Here is a 17653-nt window from a genome sequence, read left to right as displayed (position 1 = left end):
TCCGCCCGCTCACACGAAACCCCGGTGCAACCCGCCATGCAGACCGCAGAGATCAAGCGTCGCTTCCTGAAGTTCTTCGCCGACCGCGACCACGTCGTGGTGCCTTCGGCCTCCCTCGTCTCGGATGACCCCACGGTGATGTTCACCATCGCCGGCATGGTCCCCTTCATCCCGTACATGACCGGCGTGGTGCCCGCGCCCTACGCGCGGGCGACGAGCGTGCAGAAGTGCATCCGCACCAACGACATCGAGGAGGTGGGCCGGACGCCGCGTCACGGCACCTTCTTCCAGATGGGCGGCAACTTCTCCTTCGGCGACTACTTCAAGCGCGAGGCGATCGGGTACGCGTGGACCTTCCTCACGACGCCGCAGGCCGAGGGCGGGCTGGGCTTCGACCCGAAGGACCTCTGGGTCACCGTGTACCACGAGGACCAGGAGGCGTTCGACCACTGGCGCGAGATCTCGGGGCTGCCCGAGGATCGGATCCAGCGGCTGGGCCGCGAGGAGAACTTCTGGTCGGCGGGCAAGCCCGGCGGCCCCGCCGGTCCGGACTCGGAGATCTTCTTCGACCGCGGGCCCGAGTACGGCGCCGACGGCGGCCCCGCGACCGAGGACGACCGCTACGTCGAGATCTGGAACCTCGTGTTCATGCAGTACGAGCGCGGCGCGGACCTCGGCGACGGCAGCTACGAGCTGCTCGGGGAGCTGCCGAAGAAGAACATCGACACCGGCATCGGCCTCGAGCGCATCGCCTTCCTGCTGCAGGGCGTGGACAACATGTACGAGACCGATCAGGTGCGGCCCGTGCTCGACCTCGCGGCTGAGCTCTCCGGCAAGGCCTACGGGGACGACGCCGAGGATGACGTGCGGCTGCGCGTGGTCGCCGACCACGTGCGCTCGGCGCTCATGCTCATCGCCGACGGCGTGCAGCCGGGCAACGAGGGGCGCGGGTACATCCTGCGCCGGCTGCTGCGCCGGGTCGTGCGCAACATGCGCCTGCTCGGCGTCGAGCACGCCACCTTCGACCGGCTCTTCCCGGCGTCCATGCGGGCGATGCGCGACGCGTACCCCGAGGTGGAGCGGGACTTCGACCGGATCTCGAGCACGGCCTACGCCGAGGAGGAGACGTTCCTGCGCACCCTCGCCCAGGGCACGACGATCTTCGAGGAGGCGGTGGCGGACGCGAAGCGCTCGGGCAGCGGTCAGCTCGCGGGCGACGTCGCCTTCAAGCTGCACGACACCTTCGGCTTCCCCATCGACCTCACGCTGGAGATGGCGGGGGAGGCCGGGCTCCGGGTCAACCGCGAGAAGTTCGCGGAGCTCATGACCGAGCAGCGCGAGCGCGCGAAGGCGGACGCCCGCTCCCGCCTCTCGGCGCTCGCCGACCTGTCGGTCTATAGCGACTTCCGGGCCAAGGGCCAGACGCGCTTCCTCGGCTACGACGAGCTGCGCGCGGAGTCCGAGGTGCTCGGCATCATCGTTGACGGCGAGAGCGTGCCGGCGGCGAGCGCCGGGAGCCACGCCGAGATCATCCTCGCCGCGACCACGCTCTACGCCGAGGCGGGCGGCCAGGACTCGGACCAGGGATGGCTCGTCGCGCCGTCGGGAGGCTTCGAGGCGCGCGTGGACGACGTGCAGCAGCCCGTCGCGGGCCTCACCGCGCACACGGTGGAGGTGGTCTCGGGCGAGATCGTCGTGGGCGAGCGCGTCGAGACCGTGGTCGACGAGGTCTACCGCCGGCAGGCGAGCGAGGCGCACACCGCGACCCACCTCATCCACGCGGCGCTCCGCGACACCCTCGGCGAGGGCGCCCACCAGTCCGGCTCGTACAACAAGGCCGGCTACATGCGGCTCGACTTCTCGTGGAACCAGCCGCTCAGCCAGGAGACGCGCACCGAGCTCGAGGAGATCTCGAACGCCGCGGTGCGGGCCGACCACGAGGTCGTCACCCGCGTCATGGGCATCGACGAGGCGAAGGCCCTCGGCGCCCGCGCCCTGTTCGGCGAGAAGTACGGCTCGACCGTCCGCATGGTCGAGATCGGGGGCCCGTGGTCGCGGGAGCTCTGCGGCGGCACGCACGTCGCGCACTCCTCGGAGGTGGGGCTCGTCAACCTCATCGGCGAGTCGAGCGTGGGCTCGCAGAACCGCCGCGTCGAGGCGCTCGTGGGCCGCAACGCGTTCGCGGAGTTCGCCGCGGAGCGGGCGATCGTCCGAGAGCTCTCCGGCGGGCTCAAGGTGCCCCGCGAGCAGCTGACGAACCGCATCGAGGACCTCCTGACCAATCTCAAGCGCGCCGAGAAGCGCATCGCCCAGCTGGAGGCGCAGGCGCTCCGCGCGCGCGTGCCGGAGCTCGTCTCCCAGGCCGCCGCCGCGGGCCCCGCGACCTACGTGGGCGGCTCGCTCGGCGCAGTCGGCTCGGCCGAGGACGTGCGCGGCCTGGCGCTGGAGATCCGGGAGCGCCTCGGCTCGGAGGCCGCGGTGGTCGCGCTGGGCGGGGAGTCGAACGGCAAGCCGATCATCGTCGTGGCCACGAACGAGGCGGCCCGCGGGGCGGGATTGAAGGCGGGATCGCTCGTCAAGCTCGCGGCGGGCATCCTCGGCGGAGGCGGCGGCGGGAAGCCGGACGTCGCCCAGGGCGGCGGGCAGGACCCCGCCAAGCTGCCCGAGGCGATCAGCGCCATCCGCGCCGAGCTCTCGAGGGCGTAGTGCGGCGCGGAGTGCGCCTCGGCGTCGACGTCGGCAAGGCGCGGATCGGCGTCGCGCGGTCCGACCCCGACGGCCTGCTCGCCGTGCCGCTCGAGACCGTGCCGCGGGACCTCGAGGGCGACGCGCACGCGCGCCGCATCGCGGAGCTCGCGGAGGAGTACGGCGCCTTCGAGCTCGTCGTCGGCCATCCCCTGAACATGCGCGGGGAATCCACCCCCTCGACTGAGGATGCGGTGAGCGTCGCCGGGCAATTGGCGGCTATCGTCGATGCACCGGTACGGTTGCTGGACGAGCGGCTCACCACGGTGAGCGCCGCCCGACAGTTCCGAGCCGCCGGCAGACAGGCCTCGAGGTCGCGCCGGGTCATCGACCAGGCGGCCGCGGTGGTGCTGCTGCAGGACGCGCTCGATCGGGAGCGCCAGTACGGCGCGGCGCCGGGAACCGCACTTCACGACCTCTAGGAGCCCCTCACACTTATGGATTCGCACCGCGAGCACGAAGGCGATGGCCGCCCGATGACCCGTCGCGAGCGACGGGAGGCGGAGCGGGCTCGTGCGGAGGAGCGCGCCCGCCGGGCGGAGCTGGACGCGCAGGCCGCGGGCCGGGAGCGACCCGCGGAGCCGGCCGCCTCCGGGGCGCGGCCCGAGGGGGCCGCGCCGGGAGAGCCCGGACCGCGGGAACGTCCGGAGGCGGTGCGAGACGAGCGGCCGGCGCAGCAGCCCGGCGAGCGGGCCGGGGGAGAACGTCCTCCGGGGCGTGCCCGGCCCTCGCGGGAGCAGGCCGCCTCGGACCGGCGCGCGGAGCCGGCGCGGGAGCACCGCGCCACTGAGCAGGCTGCGGCAGCCGAGCAGGCCGCGGCAGCCGGGCGGCGGAAGCCGGCGGCCGAGGAGCAGCCCGCGGAGAGGGCGCCACGGGGAGGCGAGTCGCGATCGGCCTCCGGGCGGGCGGGCGATGCCGCGGATCCCTTCGCGGACATCCTCGCCGGAGCGGGGGAGCCGACGGAGGCGTCCGCCGCCCCCCGCAAGCGCGAGGGGCGCAGGCGCCGCCGCTGGGGCGGCCTCATCGTGGTGCTCATCGCGCTGGCGGCCGTCATCGGCGCCGGCGTCGTGGGCTGGAACGTCTTCGGCGACCGCATCCAGGAGGTGCTGGGCTGGCAGCAGGACGACTTCGAGGGCACCGGGAACGGCACCGAGGTGAATTTCACGATCCTGCCCGGGGACACGGGCACCGATATCGGCATCCGGCTGCAGGACGAGGGCATCATCAAGACCTCGGACGCCTTCCTGCGCTCGATCACCGCGATGCCGGAGGAGCCGGTGTTCATGCCCGGCACGTACACGATGCAGGAGGAGATGAGCGCCGCATCGGCGCTGGTCGCGCTGACCGACGAGGAGAACCGCGTGGAGAACACGGTGACCATCCCCGAGGGCACCATCATGCGCGACGTCTTCACGCTCATCGAGGGCTCGATCGGCATTCCCGTCGAGGAGCTCGAGGCGGCGGCCGCGGACCCGCAGGCCTTCGGCCTGCCGGAGGAGGCCGAATCGCTCGAGGGCTTCCTGTTCCCCGCCACCTATACGTTCGCGCCCGAGGATGACGCCGAGGCGGTGCTGACCATCATGGTCGACCGCACCTACGAGTCGCTCGAGGCGCACGGCGTGCCCGAGGACCAGGTGTGGGACGTCATCCGCCTGGCCTCCCTCATCGAGAAGGAGGCCCGATTCGAGGACGACTTCTACAAGGTGTCCCGCGTCTTCCTCAACCGCATCGACATCGACATGCCGCTGCAGTCCGACGCGACCGTGACCTACGGCACGGGCGAGTACGACCGCGCGGCCACGACGGACGCCGAGCGCAACGACGCGAGCAACGAGTACAACACCTATCAGCACAACGGCCTCGTGATCCGGCCGATCTCGAACCCCGGCGACCTCGCGATCGACGCGGCGATGCACCCCGCGGAAGGGCCCTGGCTCTACTTCGTGACGGTGAACCTCGAGACGGGGGAGACCGTGTTCACCTCCAGCTACGAGGAGCATCTCGAAGCGGTGGACCAGTGGATCGCCTGGCTCGAGGAGAACCCGGACTACAGCTAGCGCCGCGGGCCCCTCCGCCCGAGCCGAGTGAGAAAGGGCCGCCGTGGCCGCACCGCATCGTGAAGAACCGCGTTTCCCCGCCGTGCCGGAGGGCTTGCACAGCGTCGAGCCCCCGCGCGGAGGGGGCGCCGCGAGGCTCGCCGTGCTCGGCGACCCGATCGAGCACTCCCGCTCGCCGCAGCTGCAGCTGGCCGCGTACCGACTACTCGGGGCGGACTGGACCTACGAGCGCTGGCGGATCCCCGCCGGCGGGCTCGAGGAGGCGCTGCGGGGGCGGGGGCAGGGCTGGCGCGGCTTCTCCGTGACCGCGCCGCTCAAGGCCGAGGCGCTGCGCTTCGCGGCGAGCGCCTCGGAGGACGCCGTCCGGTCCCGGGCCGCGAACACCCTCGTCTTCGACGCGCTCGACCCCGGATCGCCGGCCCGCGCCTGGAACACCGACATCCCCGGTGCGATCGACGCCTTCGCGGAGAGGGGGGTGGCGGCCGTGGAGGGGCGGGCGGACGTCCTGGGCAGCGGCGGCACCGCCGCCTCGCTCGGCATCGCCGCCGAGCGCCTCGGCGCGGGCGAGGTGCGCATCTGGGCGCGTCGGCCGGAGCGGGCGGCCGCGCTCGCCGAGTCGCTGAACGCCTCGGCGGGCGGCGCCCGGTCGCGGACGACGTTCACGGCCGCGGACCTCGCCGCCTGGCGGCTCGAGGCCGATGCGGCCGCGGTGATCGACACGATCCCCGGCGGCTGCGCGGCCGATGCCGAGCAGCTGCGCGCAGGGCTCCGCGCGGGTGCGGCGCCCGTGCTCTTCTCCGCCGCCTACTCGCCCTGGCCGACGCCCCTCGCCGTCGAGTGGTCGCGGGCGGCGGCGCCGATCGTCACCGGCCTGGACCTGCTGCTGCACCAGGCGGTCCGGCAGGTCCGGCTCTTCTCGGGGCGCGATATCGACGAGGCGCTGCCCGGCGAGCTCGGCATCATCGACGCCATGCGCACGGCGCTGGGCTAGCCTCCTCGACGCCGGGCACCGGCGGGAGTCCCCGATGGGGGCGGCCCTGCCGGTAGGGACGGCAGGGCCGCCGGGCCGAAGCCCCGGTCCGCCCCTTCTCCGCGGCGAGTGACCCGCGAGTGAGCGAGGGGTGCTAGGAGGAAATACATAGCGATACGGACTCCAGGCGCCCCGGCCGTCAGCGATGCTACTCCCTCGGGTCGAGGGATGCGCCGTCCTGACAGGGGATTCACCCGCAGGTTCACCCGTCGCCTCGCCCGAGGGGCGAGGGAGGCTTCGATCGGGTCACACGAGCCCCATCCGGGTGGCCCTGCCGACGGCCTCCTCCCGATTGGAGGCGTGCAGCTTGCGGTAGATGCTGCGCAGGTGGAACTTCAGCGTGTTGAGCGAGACGTACATCAGCTGGGCCGTCTCCTCGAGCGGTCGGCCCTCGGCGAGCACGGCGAGCGCGCGCATCTCCGCGGCGGTGAGCGGCTCGATCTGCACGGCGCGCAGCGTCTCCGGGATCGCCTCGATCTCCTGCAGCGGGGACTCCCGCCCCCGCTCCGCCGCCTCCTCGGCGAGCTGCCGCAGCGGCTCGAAGGGCAGCTGGAGCAGCGAGCCGTATCCGGAGGTCTCGGCCATCCGCCGGGTCGCGCTGTCGAGGGCCGCGAACGCGTCGTCGGCGAAGCCGAGCTGCCAGGAGGACAGCGCGGTGAGCAGCTCGCACTCGAGCTGGAGCCGCTCGTTCAGGGGCGGCTGCAGCTGCTGCACGGTGCGCAGCGAGCCCTGGGCGTCGCCGCCGAAGAACTGCACCCTGGCGCGGGCGAGCCGCACCTCCGGCTGCTCGGCGTCCATGCGGCGCAGCTGCGCCTCCGCCGCGGCGAAATTGCCGAGCAGCGTGTTGAGATCGGCGGCGAAGACCCCCAACAGGCGCGTGAAGTAGGTCTTCTCGGGGGCCTCGAGCCAACCCGCGGGCACACGCTGATGCAGCGCCGTGAGCGCCGAGTACGTGCCGCTGTGCTTCCGCACGGTCATGATCTGCGTCATGACGATGAGCGGCGCCGTGACCATCCGGGAGAGCAGGGGCTGGATGGCGGCCGAGAGCTGCTGCACGCGCTGCTGGTCGCCCCGCTCGCACGCCGCGATCAGCTGCGCGCAGACGGTGTCCTCGACGATGAAGTCCGCCTCGTCGTGGTGGTCGGCGATCTGCCCGGCGCGCTCGAGATAGGACCGGAGCGATTCCATGTCGCCGACGATGCCGGCCGCGAGCGCCAGTCCCTGCAGCGCCCGGATCTGGCTCGGCAGACTGCCCGCGTGCATCGCGAGCTTCAGCGCCGCGCGGTAGTTGCGGTTGGCGAGCGCGAAATCGCCGTTGGCGAGCCCCACGAGGCCGATGATGTTCAACGTGAACGCCTGGATCTCCTTCGGCGCGAAGGCGCCCGGTCGGGCGTCCTCGGAGAGCCGGTGCTCGAGATCCTGCGCGAGGCGGAGCGAGTCCGCGACGTTGCCGAGGTAGAGCTCCACGCCCGCGAGGACGGCGATGGCGGGGAAGGCGGCGCCGCGGTCGCGGCCCGAGACGGCCTGCCGCGCGGTGTCCCGGATGCCCTCGAGCAGCGCGGTCACCGTGGAGTCGGGGATCAGCGGGTCCGAGAGCGCGAACAGCACCCGGGCCCCCGAGAGCGCGAGATGCCGGAAGAGCCGCGAGAAGGGGATGGCCGCGAGCGCGGCCCGGGTCGCCTCGTCGCTCGAGAGGATCGCGATGAAGTGGCGGCGCATCACGATCTCGGCCGCCTCGTAGTTCTCGATCTCGCAGAGGAGCCTGAACGCCGAGGGGGGATCGTCCTCGGCCAGGTCCGAGGCGTGCGCGCTCGTGAGCTCGCGCAGGCAGCCGTCCTCGATCTCGTCGTGCGCGCGGAGCCGCAGCGCCCCTTCGAGCCCGGGATGGCAGCGGAACCGCTGGGTCTGGAAGCTGTGGGTGCGCTCCACGAGGCCGAGGCCCTGCAGGCGGATCATGATCCGGTCGACGGACTGCTGCGGAACCGGCTCGGCTTCTGCGCCGCCGTCGGCGAAGCGGACGCATTCCGTGACGAGCCGGAGGCTGATGCCCGGGCACAGCGCGACGGCGAGCAGTGCGAGGCGGCCGTGCCGCTGATCCACGGTCGAGAGGAAGCCCTCCGCGAGCCCCGCCAGCTGGCGGTCGAAGACGCCGCGCGGATTGGCCCGGTCGACGCCTTCGGCGTTGCCGGCGGCGAGGGCGGTCTGCAGGACGAGCGGCCAGCCGCCGACCTGCGCGTGCAGGGCACGCACCGGCTCCTCGTCCTCCCAGCCGCAGCGCCGCGCGAGCTCGCAGGCCTCCTCGAGGGTGAAGGCGAGTTCGGACTCCAGCACGATGCGCACGTCGAACTTGCTCGTCACGAGGGGCCCGTCGAGGAGCGCGAAGTGCCGCGCCGCGACGACGAGGTGGAGGTGGCGGCTGCGCTGCACGAGCTCCGCGAGCATCGCATCCGTCGTGGAGTCGGTCGCGGTCTGATAGTCGTCGATGAACAGGAACGTGGGGCGGCGCAGCCCGGTGCAGTGCTGCAGCAGCCGCTTCCGGAGGTGCTCGGAGGGCTCGTCGGGCCCGGAGGGGAGCCCGAACGCCCCCGCGAGCAGCCGCCAGAACTCGTGCCGGCCCTCCGTGAACTCGGCCAGGCGGAACCAGACGACCTCGTGCTCCTCCTGCTCGAGGGCGTCCGCCCACTGGGAGAGCGCGATGGTCTTCCCGTAGCCGGCGGGGGCGGTGAAGACGGTCAGCGGAGGGGCCGGGGAGAATGCGAGCCGCGGGCGCTCGATGAGCCGGGTGACGGTTCGCGGACGACCGTATCCGAACGGCGTCTCATGGGCGGAGTCCTGTCGCACGGTTCCCCCTACGGTTGTGATTTTCTCGGCCATTCCTCGACCTCCCTTGTCGGCGGCGGCCCGGTATCGCGACGAGAAACACTGGCACAGCCCGCTCTCGACAGCCGCGGCAGTGCACGAGTCGTCGGTGAAAACCACCCATCGAGCCACCCAGTTGTGATCCGCGGCCCAGATTCACTCCGATGATCCGCTCGCGATGCTTGCGATTTCATCGAACGTCTGTAGAATATCCGCCTTTCATGTGGGTTCGCCGTCTATTCCGGGGGGATCGCGGCGGGCGGTTCATGAGATGATGGAAGAATGCTTCGTTGGCTCACCGCAGGGGAATCTCACGGCCCCGAACTCTTCGCATTGCTGGAAGGCCTGCCGGCCGGCGTCCCGGTCTCGCTCGACGAGGTCCGGGCCGATCTCGCGCGCCGCAAGCTCGGTCACGGCCGCGGCGGGCGCATGAAATTCGAGCAGGACGAGCTCACGCTGTCGAGCGGCGTGCGGCACGGCTTCACGATCGGCTCGCCGCTCGGCATCCGGATCCAGAACACCGAGTGGCCGAAATGGACCGAGGTCATGAGCCCCGAGCCCGTCGCCCCCGAGGTCTTCGAGACCGGGCGGGGCACGCCGCTCACCCGTCCGCGCCCGGGGCACGCCGATCTCGTGGGCATGCAGAAATACGGGTTCGAGGAGGCGCGGCCGGCGCTCGAGCGTGCGAGCGCGCGCGAGACGGCGGCCCGCGTGGCGCTCGGCGCCGTCGCCAAGAAGTTCCTCGCCGAGCTGGGCATCCGCACGGTGAGCCACACGGTCGCCATCGGCGACCGGCTGGTGCCGGAGGAGGCGCCCTGGCCGCGGCCGGAGGACGTGGAGCGGCTCGACGCCGACCCCGTCCGCTGCCTGGACGCGGAGACCTCGGCAGCCATGGTCGAGAGGATCGACGAGACGCGGCGCAGCGGCGACACGATCGGCGGCGTCACCGAGGTGCTCGTCTACGGCCTGCCTCCCGGGCTCGGCTCCTACGTGCACTGGGACCGCCGCCTCGACTCGCGCATCGCCGGCGCGCTCATGGGCATCCAGGCCATCAAGTCGGTGGAGATCGGCGACGGCCTCGAGACCGCGCGCCGCCCGGGCTCGCAGGCCCACGACCCCCTGTACGCGGTGGACGGGACCATCCACCGCGCCGGGGATCGCGCCGGCGGCATCGAGGGCGGCATGACCACGGGCGCGGTGCTCCGGGCGCGCGTCGGCATGAAGCCGATCGCCACGGTGCCGCGCGCGCTCCACACCGTCGATGTGCGCACGGGCGAGAACGCCACCGCCCACCATCAGCGCTCCGACGTGTGCGCGGTGCCCGCCTCGGGTGTGGTCGCCGAGGCGATGGTCGCGCTGGTGCTCGCGGACGCCGTGCTCGAGAAGTTCGGCGGCGACTCGCTCGCCGAGGTGCGCCGCAACCTCGCCGCCTATCTGGAGGCGATCCCCGAGACGCTGCGGACGAGCCCCGAGCTCGTCGACCCCGAGACGGTGGAGGGGCCGGTCGACGAGACGCCGATGGGCGACTCGCGGAGCGAGTGGAAGGTATGAGCCTCGTCTTCATCGGGCCCCCGGCGGCGGGCAAGTCTCGCGCGGGCAAGCGCCTCGCGCAGCGCCTCGGCGCGAGTTACGCCGACACCGACAAGCTCTTCGTGCGCGAGCACGGGCCGATCCACGAGTTCATCCCCCGGGAGGGCGAACCGGCGTTCCGCCGACTCGAGCGCGAGGTCGTCGCGAACGCCCTGCGGGAGTACGATGTGGTCTCGCTCGGCGGCGGCGCCATCCTCGACGAGGGGACGCAGGCCGATCTCGAGTACGGCGAGCACGAGGTGGTCCTGCTCGTCGCCAATCGCCGGGCGATCGAGGAGCGGATCTCGGGCAAGACCAACCGGCCGCTGCTCAGCGGGATCGACTCCTGGGTCGAGACCTTCGAGCGGCGCAGGCCCGTCTACGAGCGCCTCGCCGACCTGAGGGTGGACACGAGCTTCCGCCCGATGTGGCAGGTCGTGAACGAGGTCCGGCGGCATCTCAAGAAGATCGACTCGCCGCTGCTCGCGCGCAAGGCCGCCGAGCAGGCGGACGAGGACGGAACGGTGCCGACGGGCTGATGGACGGCGCCGGCGCACCTGCAGATACGAACACGAAGGAGCATTCTCGGTGACGGAATTCCTCACGCTGGAAGGCGGCCGCGGGCACGGGCCGGTCCAGATCGGCCGCGGACTCATCCGCACGCTGGACGATCGCCTCGACGAGCTGCTCGGCGACCGCGTCGAGCAGCTGCTGATCGTGCATCAGCCCTCGCTCGGCGCGATCTCCGAGGAGGTCAGGCAGTTGCTCGCGCCGAAGTACCGCCGGGTGCTGATGGCCGAGATCCCGGACGCCGAGGCGGGCAAGCGCGTCCAGGTCGCCGAGTTCCTCTGGCAGATCATGGGGCAGTCCGACTTCACCCGCTCCGACGCGGTGCTCGCGATCGGCGGGGGAGCGGTCACCGATCTGGGCGGCTGGGCGGCGGCCTCCTGGCTGCGCGGCATCAAGGTCGTCCACGTCCCCACCACCGTGCTCGGCATGGTCGACGCCTCGATCGGGGGCAAGACCGGCGTGAACACGAACGAGGGCAAGAACCTCGTGGGCGCCTTCTACCCGCCCGCGGGGGTCGTCGTCGACTTCGACGCGCTCGCCGGGCTGCCCCGGAACGAGCTCGTCACCGGGTTCGCCGAGGCGGTCAAGACGGGATTCATCCACGCCCCGGAGATCCTCGACCTCATCGAGGCCGACCCGGACCGGGCCACCGACCCCGAGTCGGACGAGTTCCGGCGCATCATCGAGCTCTCGATCCGGTACAAGCTCGACGTCACCGCGAACGATCTCACCGAGCAGGGCGGGCGCGAGATGCTCAACTACGGCCACACGCTCGGCCACGCGATCGAGCACGCCGAGCGCTACCAGTGGCGCCACGGCGCCGCGGTCTCCGTGGGCATGCGCTACGCGGCGGAGCTCGCCCGGCTCTCCGGCCGGCTGAGCGACGAGGACGCGGACCGCCACCTGCGCGTGCTCGAGCTGCTCGGGCTGCCCACGCAGTACCCCGCCGGCCGCTGGCCGACGCTCCTGTCGGTGATGAAGCGCGACAAGAAGGCGCGCGGCTCGATGCTGCGCTTCGTCGTGCTCGACGAGATCGGCAAGCCCACGATCATGCAGGCGCCCGACGAGTCGATGCTCTTCGCCGCCTATCAGGAGATCGGATCCTGAAGCGAGCGCGTTCGGCGCGCTAAGCTGGATCGTCTTAATCTGGAAGGAATCCTCACATGGCAACCACCGCAGACATCAAGAACGGCCTCGTCCTGATCATCGACGGCCAGCTCTGGCAGGTACTCGAGTTCCAGCACGTGAAGCCCGGCAAGGGCGGCGCCTTCGTGCGCACCAAGCTGAAGAACATCGTGCAGGGCAAGACCGTCGACCGCACCTTCAACGCCGGCGCGAAGATCGAGACCGCCACGGTCGACCGTCGCGACTACCAGTACCTCTACCGCGACGGCGACGACTTCGTCTTCATGGACCAGCAGGACTACGACCAGCTCACGGTGCCCGAGGCCGTCGTGGGCGACGCCGCGAAGTACATGCTCGAGCAGCAGCAGGTGCAGATCGGCATGTACGAGGGCAACCCCCTCTACATCGAGATGCCGCCCTCGGTCGTGCTCGAGATCACGTACACCGAGCCCGGCCTCCAGGGCGACCGCTCCAACGCGGGCACCAAGGCGGCCACCGTCGAGACGGGCGCCGAGATCCAGGTCCCGCTCTTCGTCGACCAGGGCACGCGGGTCAAGGTCGACACCCGTTCGGGCGACTACCTCGGTCGCGTGAACGACTAGTGAGCGCCCGGAGCAAGGCGCGCAAGCGCGCCATGGACATGCTGTTCAAGGCGGACCTCGTCGGCCACTCGATCGAGGAGGTGCTCGCGGACGAGCAGGCGCGCGCCGCGAACGAGCCGGAGCGCGCCGCCTCCTGGCGCTACGCGCGGCAGATCGTCTCCGGCGTGGCCGAGCACTTCGCCGAGATCGACGAGGACATCGAGTCCACCGCGCGCGACTGGCGCCTCGAGCGGATGCCGCGGGTCGACCGCGCGATCCTGCGGATCGCCGTGTGGGAGATCCGGTTCAACGAGGAGGTCCCCGACGTCGTCGCCATCTCGGAGGCGGTGCAGAACGCCACCGAGTACTCGACCGAGGACTCGAGCCGTTTCATCAACGGCGTGCTCGCGCGCATCTCGGACCGGCACGGCGCCTGAGCGCGCCGTCGACACCCCGGCCCGATGACGAGCGCGCCGCATCGCGGTGCTAGGCTACGGAACCGGAAAGACTCATCCTTTAATGCCGTCCGGAGAGGCGGGGAAGGGGGTCACTGTGGTTGAGCGGATCGTGCTCCACCCCGGCGACATCAATCGTGCGCTCATGCGCATCGCCCATCAGATCCTCGAGTCGAATCAGGGCTCGGAGGACGTCGTGCTCCTCGGCATCCCCACCCGCGGCGTCCCACTCGCGCGGCGGCTCGCCGAGAACCTGCGGACCATCGAGCGGCTCGAGGGCCGGGACTTCGACCCCGACGCCTCCGTCGGCGCGCTCGACATCACGATGTACCGGGACGACCTCCGTCGGCGCCCGCTCGCCGAGGCGCATCCCACCGAGATCCCGCTCGCCGGCGTCGAGGGGCGTACCGTCATCCTCGTCGACGACGTGCTCTACTCGGGCCGCACCATCCGCGCGGCGCTCGACGCGATCGGCGATCTCGGCCGGCCCCGGCGCGTGCAGCTCGCCGTGCTCGTCGACCGCGGGCACCGCGAGCTGCCCATCCGCGCCGACTTCGTCGGCAAGAACCTGCCCTCGGCCCGGAGCGAGCGGATCTCGGTGGAGCTCGCCGAGGCGGACGGCGGCGAGGATCGCGTCGTCATCCGCGAGGAATCGAACGAAGGGGAGGCCGCGCGGTGAAGCACCTGATCTCGACCGCCGAACTGAGCCGCGAGGAGGCGGTCCTGCTGCTCGACACCGCGGAGGACATGGCCGCGACCCAGGCCCGGGCCGTCAAGAAGCTCCCGGCGCTGCGCGGCATCACCGTGGTGAACCTCTTCTACGAGGACTCGACGCGCACGCGCATCTCCTTCGAGGCCGCCGAGAAGCGGCTCAGCGCCGACGTCATCAACTTCGCCGCGAAGGGGTCCTCGGTCTCCAAGGGCGAATCCCTCAAGGACACCGCGCAGACGCTGCACGCGATCGGCGCGGACGCCGTCGTCATCCGCCACCCCGCCTCGGGGGCGCCGCAGATGCTCGCCGAGCGCGGCTGGATCGACACGCCCATCCTCAACGCCGGGGACGGCTGCCACGAGCACCCGACCCAGGCGCTGCTCGACGCGTTCACGCTGCGCAGGCGCCTGCACGGCAGCGCCTCGCGGGGCAAGGGGCTCGACGGGGCGCACGTCGTGATCGTCGGCGACATCCTGCACTCCCGCGTCGCCCGCTCGAACGTGTGGCTGCTCAGCACCCTCGGCGCGCGCGTCACGCTGGTCGGACCGCCCACGCTCCTGCCCTCGAACACCGACCGCTGGCCCGCGGAGACCGCCTACGACCTCGACTCGGCGCTCGAGCAGCGCCCCGACGCGGTGATGACCCTGCGCATCCAGGCCGAGCGCATGCACGACGCCTTCTTCCCGCACACCCGCGAGTACGCCCGGCGCTGGGGGCTCAGCACCGAGCGCCTCGCGCGGCTCGACGAGCGCGCGGTCGTCATGCACCCCGGCCCCATGAACCGGGGCCTCGAGATCTCCTCCGCGGCTGCGGACTCCCCGAAATCAACCGTCCTCGAGCAGGTCGCCAACGGCGTGAGCGTGCGCATGGCCGCGCTGTACCTTCTCTGCTCGGGCGTGAACGAAGGACGCGAATGACCACCATCCTGATCCGCGGCGCGAAGCCGTACGGCGAGGACCCCCGCGACATCCTCATCGAGGGCGGCGCGATCGCCGAGATCGCCGCCCCGGGGACGATCGAGGCGCCCGAGCGCGCCGAGATCGTCGACGCATCCGGCCTGATCGCCCTCCCCGGGCTCGTGGACCTGCACGTGCACCTGCGCGAGCCCGGCTTCGAGTCCTCGGAGACCGTGCTGACGGGCAGCCGCGCCGCCGCCAAGGGCGGCTTCACCACGATCTTCGCGATGCCGAACACGAAGCCCGTGCAGGACTCCGCCGGCGTGGTGGAGTCGGTCTGGGCGCTCGGCCGCGACGCCGGCTACGCCGACGTGCACCCGATCGGCGCGGTCACCGTCGGGCAGGACGGCGAGCAGCTCGCCGAGCTCGGATCGATGGCCGATTCCCGGGCGCGCGTGCGCGTGTTCTCGGACGACGGCAGGTGCGTGTTCGATCCGCTCATCATGCGACGGGCGCTCGAGTACGTGAAGTCCTTCGACGGCGTGGTCGCCCAGCACGCGCAGGAGCCGAAGCTCACCGTCGGCGCGCAGATGAACGAGGGCGCCCTGTCCGCCGAGCTCGGCCTGGGCGGCTGGCCGGAGTCCGCGGAGACCTCGATCGTCGCGCGCGACGCGCTGCTGGCCGAGCAGGTCGGCTCGCGCGTGCACGTATGCCACCTGTCCACCGCGACGGCGGTCGACGTGGTCCGCTGGGCCAAGGCGCGCGGCATCGCCGTGACGGCCGAGGTGACGCCGCACCACCTGCTGCTCACGGAGGAGAAGGTGCGCGGCTTCGACGCCCGCTTCAAGGTGAACCCGCCGCTGCGCACGGACGCCGACGTGGAGGTGCTCCGCCAGGCCCTCGCCGACGGCACGATCGACGTGGTCGGCACCGACCACGCGCCGCACCCGATGGACAGCAAGCAGAAGGAGTGGGATCACGCCTCGATGGGCATGGTCGGCCTCGAATCCGCGCTGCGCATCGTCCAGCTCGCGATGGTCGAGACCGGCCTGCTCGACTGGCGCGGCGTCGCCCGGGTCATGAGCGAGGCCCCGGCGCGCATCGGCGCGGCGGGGGAGGCCGGGCGCCCGCTCGCCGCGGGCGAGCCCGCGAACCTCGTGCTGTACGACGCCGAGACGTCGAGCGTGTTCACCGAGGACGACCTGGCCGGCAAGTCCGTCAACTCGCCCTACCTCGGCCTGGAGCTGCCGGGCTCGGTCCGCCACACGATCTATCGCGGCACGTTCACGGTGCGCGACGGGCGCACCGCGCCCGAGCAGGACGTCGCCCGGGCCAGCCGGACGCGCATCGCGGAGAGCGGGGAGTAGGAGCCATGGAAGTCGCTCTCGTCACCCTCGGCATCCTGGCCTTCCTCGGGCTCATCGTCCTCGGCATGTGGCTCGGCTGGCGCCGTCGCGTCCGCAAGCAGTCCGCGATCCCGGCGCCCCCGGCGCTGCCGGCGGGGCTCGGCGCCCCGCGGCTCGCGGTGGACGACGCGCACTACGTCGCGACCTCGTACACCGGCACGGCGCTCGAGCGCATCGCCGTCCGCCCCTTCGGCTACCGCGGCCGCGCCGTGGTCGAGGTGCATCCCCAGGGCGTCGCGATCGGGATCGCCGCCGAGGACCCCTTCTTCATCCCGCGCGAGCGCATCACCCTCGTGGCCCGCACGCAGGCCACGATCGACCGCGCCGTCGAACCCGACGGCCTGATCGCCGTCCAATGGCAGCTCGGCCCCGAACTCTCGGTCGAGACCTTCCTCCGCATCGTCGAGCCCTCGGCGCGACGGGCGCTGCTCGAGGCGATCACCACCATCACCGCAACCGAACACGCAACCCGTGAGGAGCACAAATGATCCGCACCGACCCCGCCGTTCTGGTCCTTGAGGACGGAACCCGCTACGAGGGATTCGCATACGGCGCAACCGGTGAGCGTCTCGGCGAGATCGTCTTCACCACCGGCATGACCGGCTACCAGGAGACGCTCTCGGACCCCAGCTTCGCCGGGCAGATCGTCGTGCAGACGGCTCCGCACATCGGCAACACCGGCGTCAACGCCGCGGACATGGAGTCGGACCGCTTCTGGGTGGCCGGCTACGTCGTCCGCGACCCGAGCCGCGTGGTCTCCAACTTCCGCGCCGAGGGCGACCTCGAGACGGCGCTGACCGAGCAGGGCATCGTGGGCATCAGCGAGATCGACACCCGCGCGCTCACCCGCCGCATCCGCGACGCCGGCGCGATGCGCGCCGGCGTCTTCTCGGGCGAGGCCGCGGGCCTGCCCGCCGAGCAGCTGCTCGAGCGCGTCCGGGAGCAGCCCGCCATGGCGGGCCGCTACCTCTCCGACGTGGTGACCACCAAGGAGGCCTACCTCTCCGAGCACACGCTGGAGGGGGAGCGGGTCGGCTCCGTCGCACTGCTCGACCTCGGCATCAAGAAGGCCACCATCCGGAACCTCAACACCCGCGGCTTCGACGTGCACGTGCTGCCCGCCGAGACCACGGCGGACCAGATCCGCGCCCTCGACGTCGACGCCGTGTTCTACTCGAACGGCCCCGGCGACCCGGAGGCGAACGAGCAGCAGGTGGGCACCCTGCAGGAGCTGCTCCGCGACGGACTGCCGTACATGGGCATCTGCTTCGGCAACCAGCTGCTCGGCCGCGCGCTCGGCTTCGGCACCTACAAGCTGCCCTTCGGGCACCGCGGCGTGAACCAGCCGGTGCGCGACACCGCCACCAACCGCGTCGAGATCACCGCGCAGAACCACGGGTTCGCCGTGGACGTGCCGCTCGAGGGCGCCGTCGACTCGCCCGCCGGCTTCGGCAGGGTCGAGGTGAGCCACATCGGGCTCAACGACCAGGTCGTCGAGGGGCTGCGCTGCCTCGACATCCCCGCCTTCTCGGTGCAGTTCCACCCCGAGGCGGCCTCGGGCCCGCACGACGCGGCCCCCCTGTTCGACCGATTCCGCGACATGGTCGCCGCCCACAAGTCCGCGAAGTAACCCTAGGAGCCCTCACTA

At 71.8% G+C, this 17653-nt stretch carries 15 protein-coding genes; 14 read left to right on the top strand and 1 reads right to left on the bottom strand.

All coding sequences use genetic code 11. From position 1 onward, the window contains the following. Positions 1-36: 36 nt before the first annotated feature. The 4 genes from alaS to FM112_RS03265 are packed head-to-tail and all read left to right on the top strand — an operon-like array spanning position 37 to position 5793. A complete protein-coding gene (gene alaS / locus FM112_RS03280; protein WP_087003386.1) occupies positions 37-2706 on the top strand; it encodes an alanine--tRNA ligase in 2670 nt (889 codons plus the stop codon). Continuing rightward, the gene (gene ruvX / locus FM112_RS03275) at positions 2706-3167 is read left to right on the top strand and encodes a Holliday junction resolvase RuvX (RefSeq protein ID WP_087003383.1); all 462 of its coding nucleotides are present in this window, start codon (positions 2706-2708) and stop codon (positions 3165-3167) included. Before alaS ends, ruvX begins: the two co-directional genes overlap by 1 nt. Before the next feature lie 54 nt (positions 3168-3221). Continuing rightward, positions 3222-4802 (top strand): endolytic transglycosylase MltG, encoded by a 1581-nt coding sequence (gene mltG / locus FM112_RS03270; RefSeq protein WP_087003503.1) that lies wholly within the window; start codon positions 3222-3224, stop codon positions 4800-4802. Positions 4803-4845: 43 nt separating this feature from the next. Further along, positions 4846-5793: a shikimate dehydrogenase gene (locus FM112_RS03265; RefSeq protein ID WP_087003379.1), complete on the top strand. Its 948-nt coding sequence runs from the start codon at positions 4846-4848 to the stop codon at positions 5791-5793. Between the two features lie 285 nt (positions 5794-6078). Here FM112_RS03265 and FM112_RS03260 read toward each other — a convergent pair whose 3' ends face one another. After that, positions 6079-8673, bottom strand: coding sequence for an AAA family ATPase (locus FM112_RS03260; RefSeq protein WP_176386642.1), 2595 nt, complete (start codon positions 8671-8673; stop codon positions 6079-6081). A 300-nt stretch (positions 8674-8973) separates the two neighbouring features. Here FM112_RS03260 and aroC point away from each other — a divergent pair, with 300 nt between their 5' ends. From aroC to carA, 10 genes are all read left to right on the top strand, one after another. Further along, positions 8974-10242, top strand: coding sequence for a chorismate synthase (aroC, locus tag FM112_RS03255; RefSeq protein WP_087003373.1), 1269 nt, complete (start codon positions 8974-8976; stop codon positions 10240-10242). Beyond that, the gene (locus FM112_RS03250; RefSeq protein ID WP_087003370.1) at positions 10239-10799 is read left to right on the top strand and encodes a shikimate kinase; all 561 of its coding nucleotides are present in this window, start codon (positions 10239-10241) and stop codon (positions 10797-10799) included. The genes aroC and FM112_RS03250 overlap by 4 nt, the downstream gene beginning before the upstream one ends. 115 nt (positions 10800-10914) lie before the next feature. Then, positions 10915-11937, top strand: coding sequence for a 3-dehydroquinate synthase (aroB, locus tag FM112_RS03245; protein WP_254910352.1), 1023 nt, complete (start codon positions 10915-10917; stop codon positions 11935-11937). 56 nt (positions 11938-11993) lie between these two features. Continuing rightward, positions 11994-12557, top strand: coding sequence for an elongation factor P (gene efp, locus FM112_RS03240; RefSeq protein ID WP_087003364.1), 564 nt, complete (start codon positions 11994-11996; stop codon positions 12555-12557). Next, positions 12557-12973, top strand: a complete 417-nt coding sequence (gene nusB, locus FM112_RS03235) for a transcription antitermination factor NusB (protein WP_087003361.1) — start codon at positions 12557-12559, stop codon at positions 12971-12973. The genes efp and nusB overlap by 1 nt, the downstream gene beginning before the upstream one ends. Positions 12974-13055: 82 nt before the next feature. Beyond that, positions 13056-13670 carry a bifunctional pyr operon transcriptional regulator/uracil phosphoribosyltransferase PyrR gene (gene pyrR / locus FM112_RS03230; RefSeq protein WP_087003358.1) on the top strand — a complete coding sequence of 205 codons (615 nt, stop codon included), beginning with the start codon at positions 13056-13058 and terminating at the stop codon, positions 13668-13670. Then, a complete protein-coding gene (locus tag FM112_RS03225) occupies positions 13667-14620 on the top strand; it encodes an aspartate carbamoyltransferase catalytic subunit (protein WP_087003355.1) in 954 nt (317 codons plus the stop codon). Before pyrR ends, FM112_RS03225 begins: the two co-directional genes overlap by 4 nt. After that, the gene (locus FM112_RS03220) at positions 14617-15966 is read left to right on the top strand and encodes a dihydroorotase (RefSeq protein ID WP_087003352.1); all 1350 of its coding nucleotides are present in this window, start codon (positions 14617-14619) and stop codon (positions 15964-15966) included. Before FM112_RS03225 ends, FM112_RS03220 begins: the two co-directional genes overlap by 4 nt. 5 nt (positions 15967-15971) lie before the next feature. After that, on the top strand, positions 15972-16493 hold the full coding sequence (locus tag FM112_RS03215) for a hypothetical protein (protein ID WP_087003349.1): 522 nt from the start codon (positions 15972-15974) through the stop codon (positions 16491-16493). Continuing rightward, on the top strand, positions 16490-17635 hold the full coding sequence (gene carA, locus FM112_RS03210) for a glutamine-hydrolyzing carbamoyl-phosphate synthase small subunit (protein ID WP_087003346.1): 1146 nt from the start codon (positions 16490-16492) through the stop codon (positions 17633-17635). The genes FM112_RS03215 and carA overlap by 4 nt, the downstream gene beginning before the upstream one ends. Positions 17636-17653: the final 18 nt, after the last annotated feature.

The sequence above is a fragment of the Gulosibacter sp. 10 genome (assembly GCF_900163695.1).
In the GTDB taxonomy this organism is placed as follows: domain Bacteria; phylum Actinomycetota; class Actinomycetes; order Actinomycetales; family Microbacteriaceae; genus Gulosibacter.
This window is presented reverse-complemented; position numbering and strand designations above follow the sequence as displayed.

Excerpts from the sequence above, each read along its gene's own strand:
- alaS (WP_087003386.1), top strand. The coding sequence starts at position 37 with ATGCAGACCGCAGAGATCAAGCGTCGCTTCCTGAAGTTCTTCGCCGAC.
- mltG (WP_087003503.1), top strand. The coding sequence starts at position 3,222 with ATGACCCGTCGCGAGCGACGGGAGGCGGAGCGGGCTCGTGCGGAGGAG.
- aroC (WP_087003373.1), top strand. The coding sequence starts at position 8,974 with ATGCTTCGTTGGCTCACCGCAGGGGAATCTCACGGCCCCGAACTCTTC.
- FM112_RS03250 (WP_087003370.1), top strand. The coding sequence starts at position 10,239 with ATGAGCCTCGTCTTCATCGGGCCCCCGGCGGCGGGCAAGTCTCGCGCG.
- efp (WP_087003364.1), top strand. The coding sequence starts at position 11,994 with ATGGCAACCACCGCAGACATCAAGAACGGCCTCGTCCTGATCATCGAC.
- pyrR (WP_087003358.1), top strand. The coding sequence starts at position 13,056 with ATGCCGTCCGGAGAGGCGGGGAAGGGGGTCACTGTGGTTGAGCGGATC.
- FM112_RS03220 (WP_087003352.1), top strand. The coding sequence starts at position 14,617 with ATGACCACCATCCTGATCCGCGGCGCGAAGCCGTACGGCGAGGACCCC.
- FM112_RS03215 (WP_087003349.1), top strand. The coding sequence starts at position 15,972 with ATGGAAGTCGCTCTCGTCACCCTCGGCATCCTGGCCTTCCTCGGGCTC.
- carA (WP_087003346.1), top strand. The coding sequence starts at position 16,490 with ATGATCCGCACCGACCCCGCCGTTCTGGTCCTTGAGGACGGAACCCGC.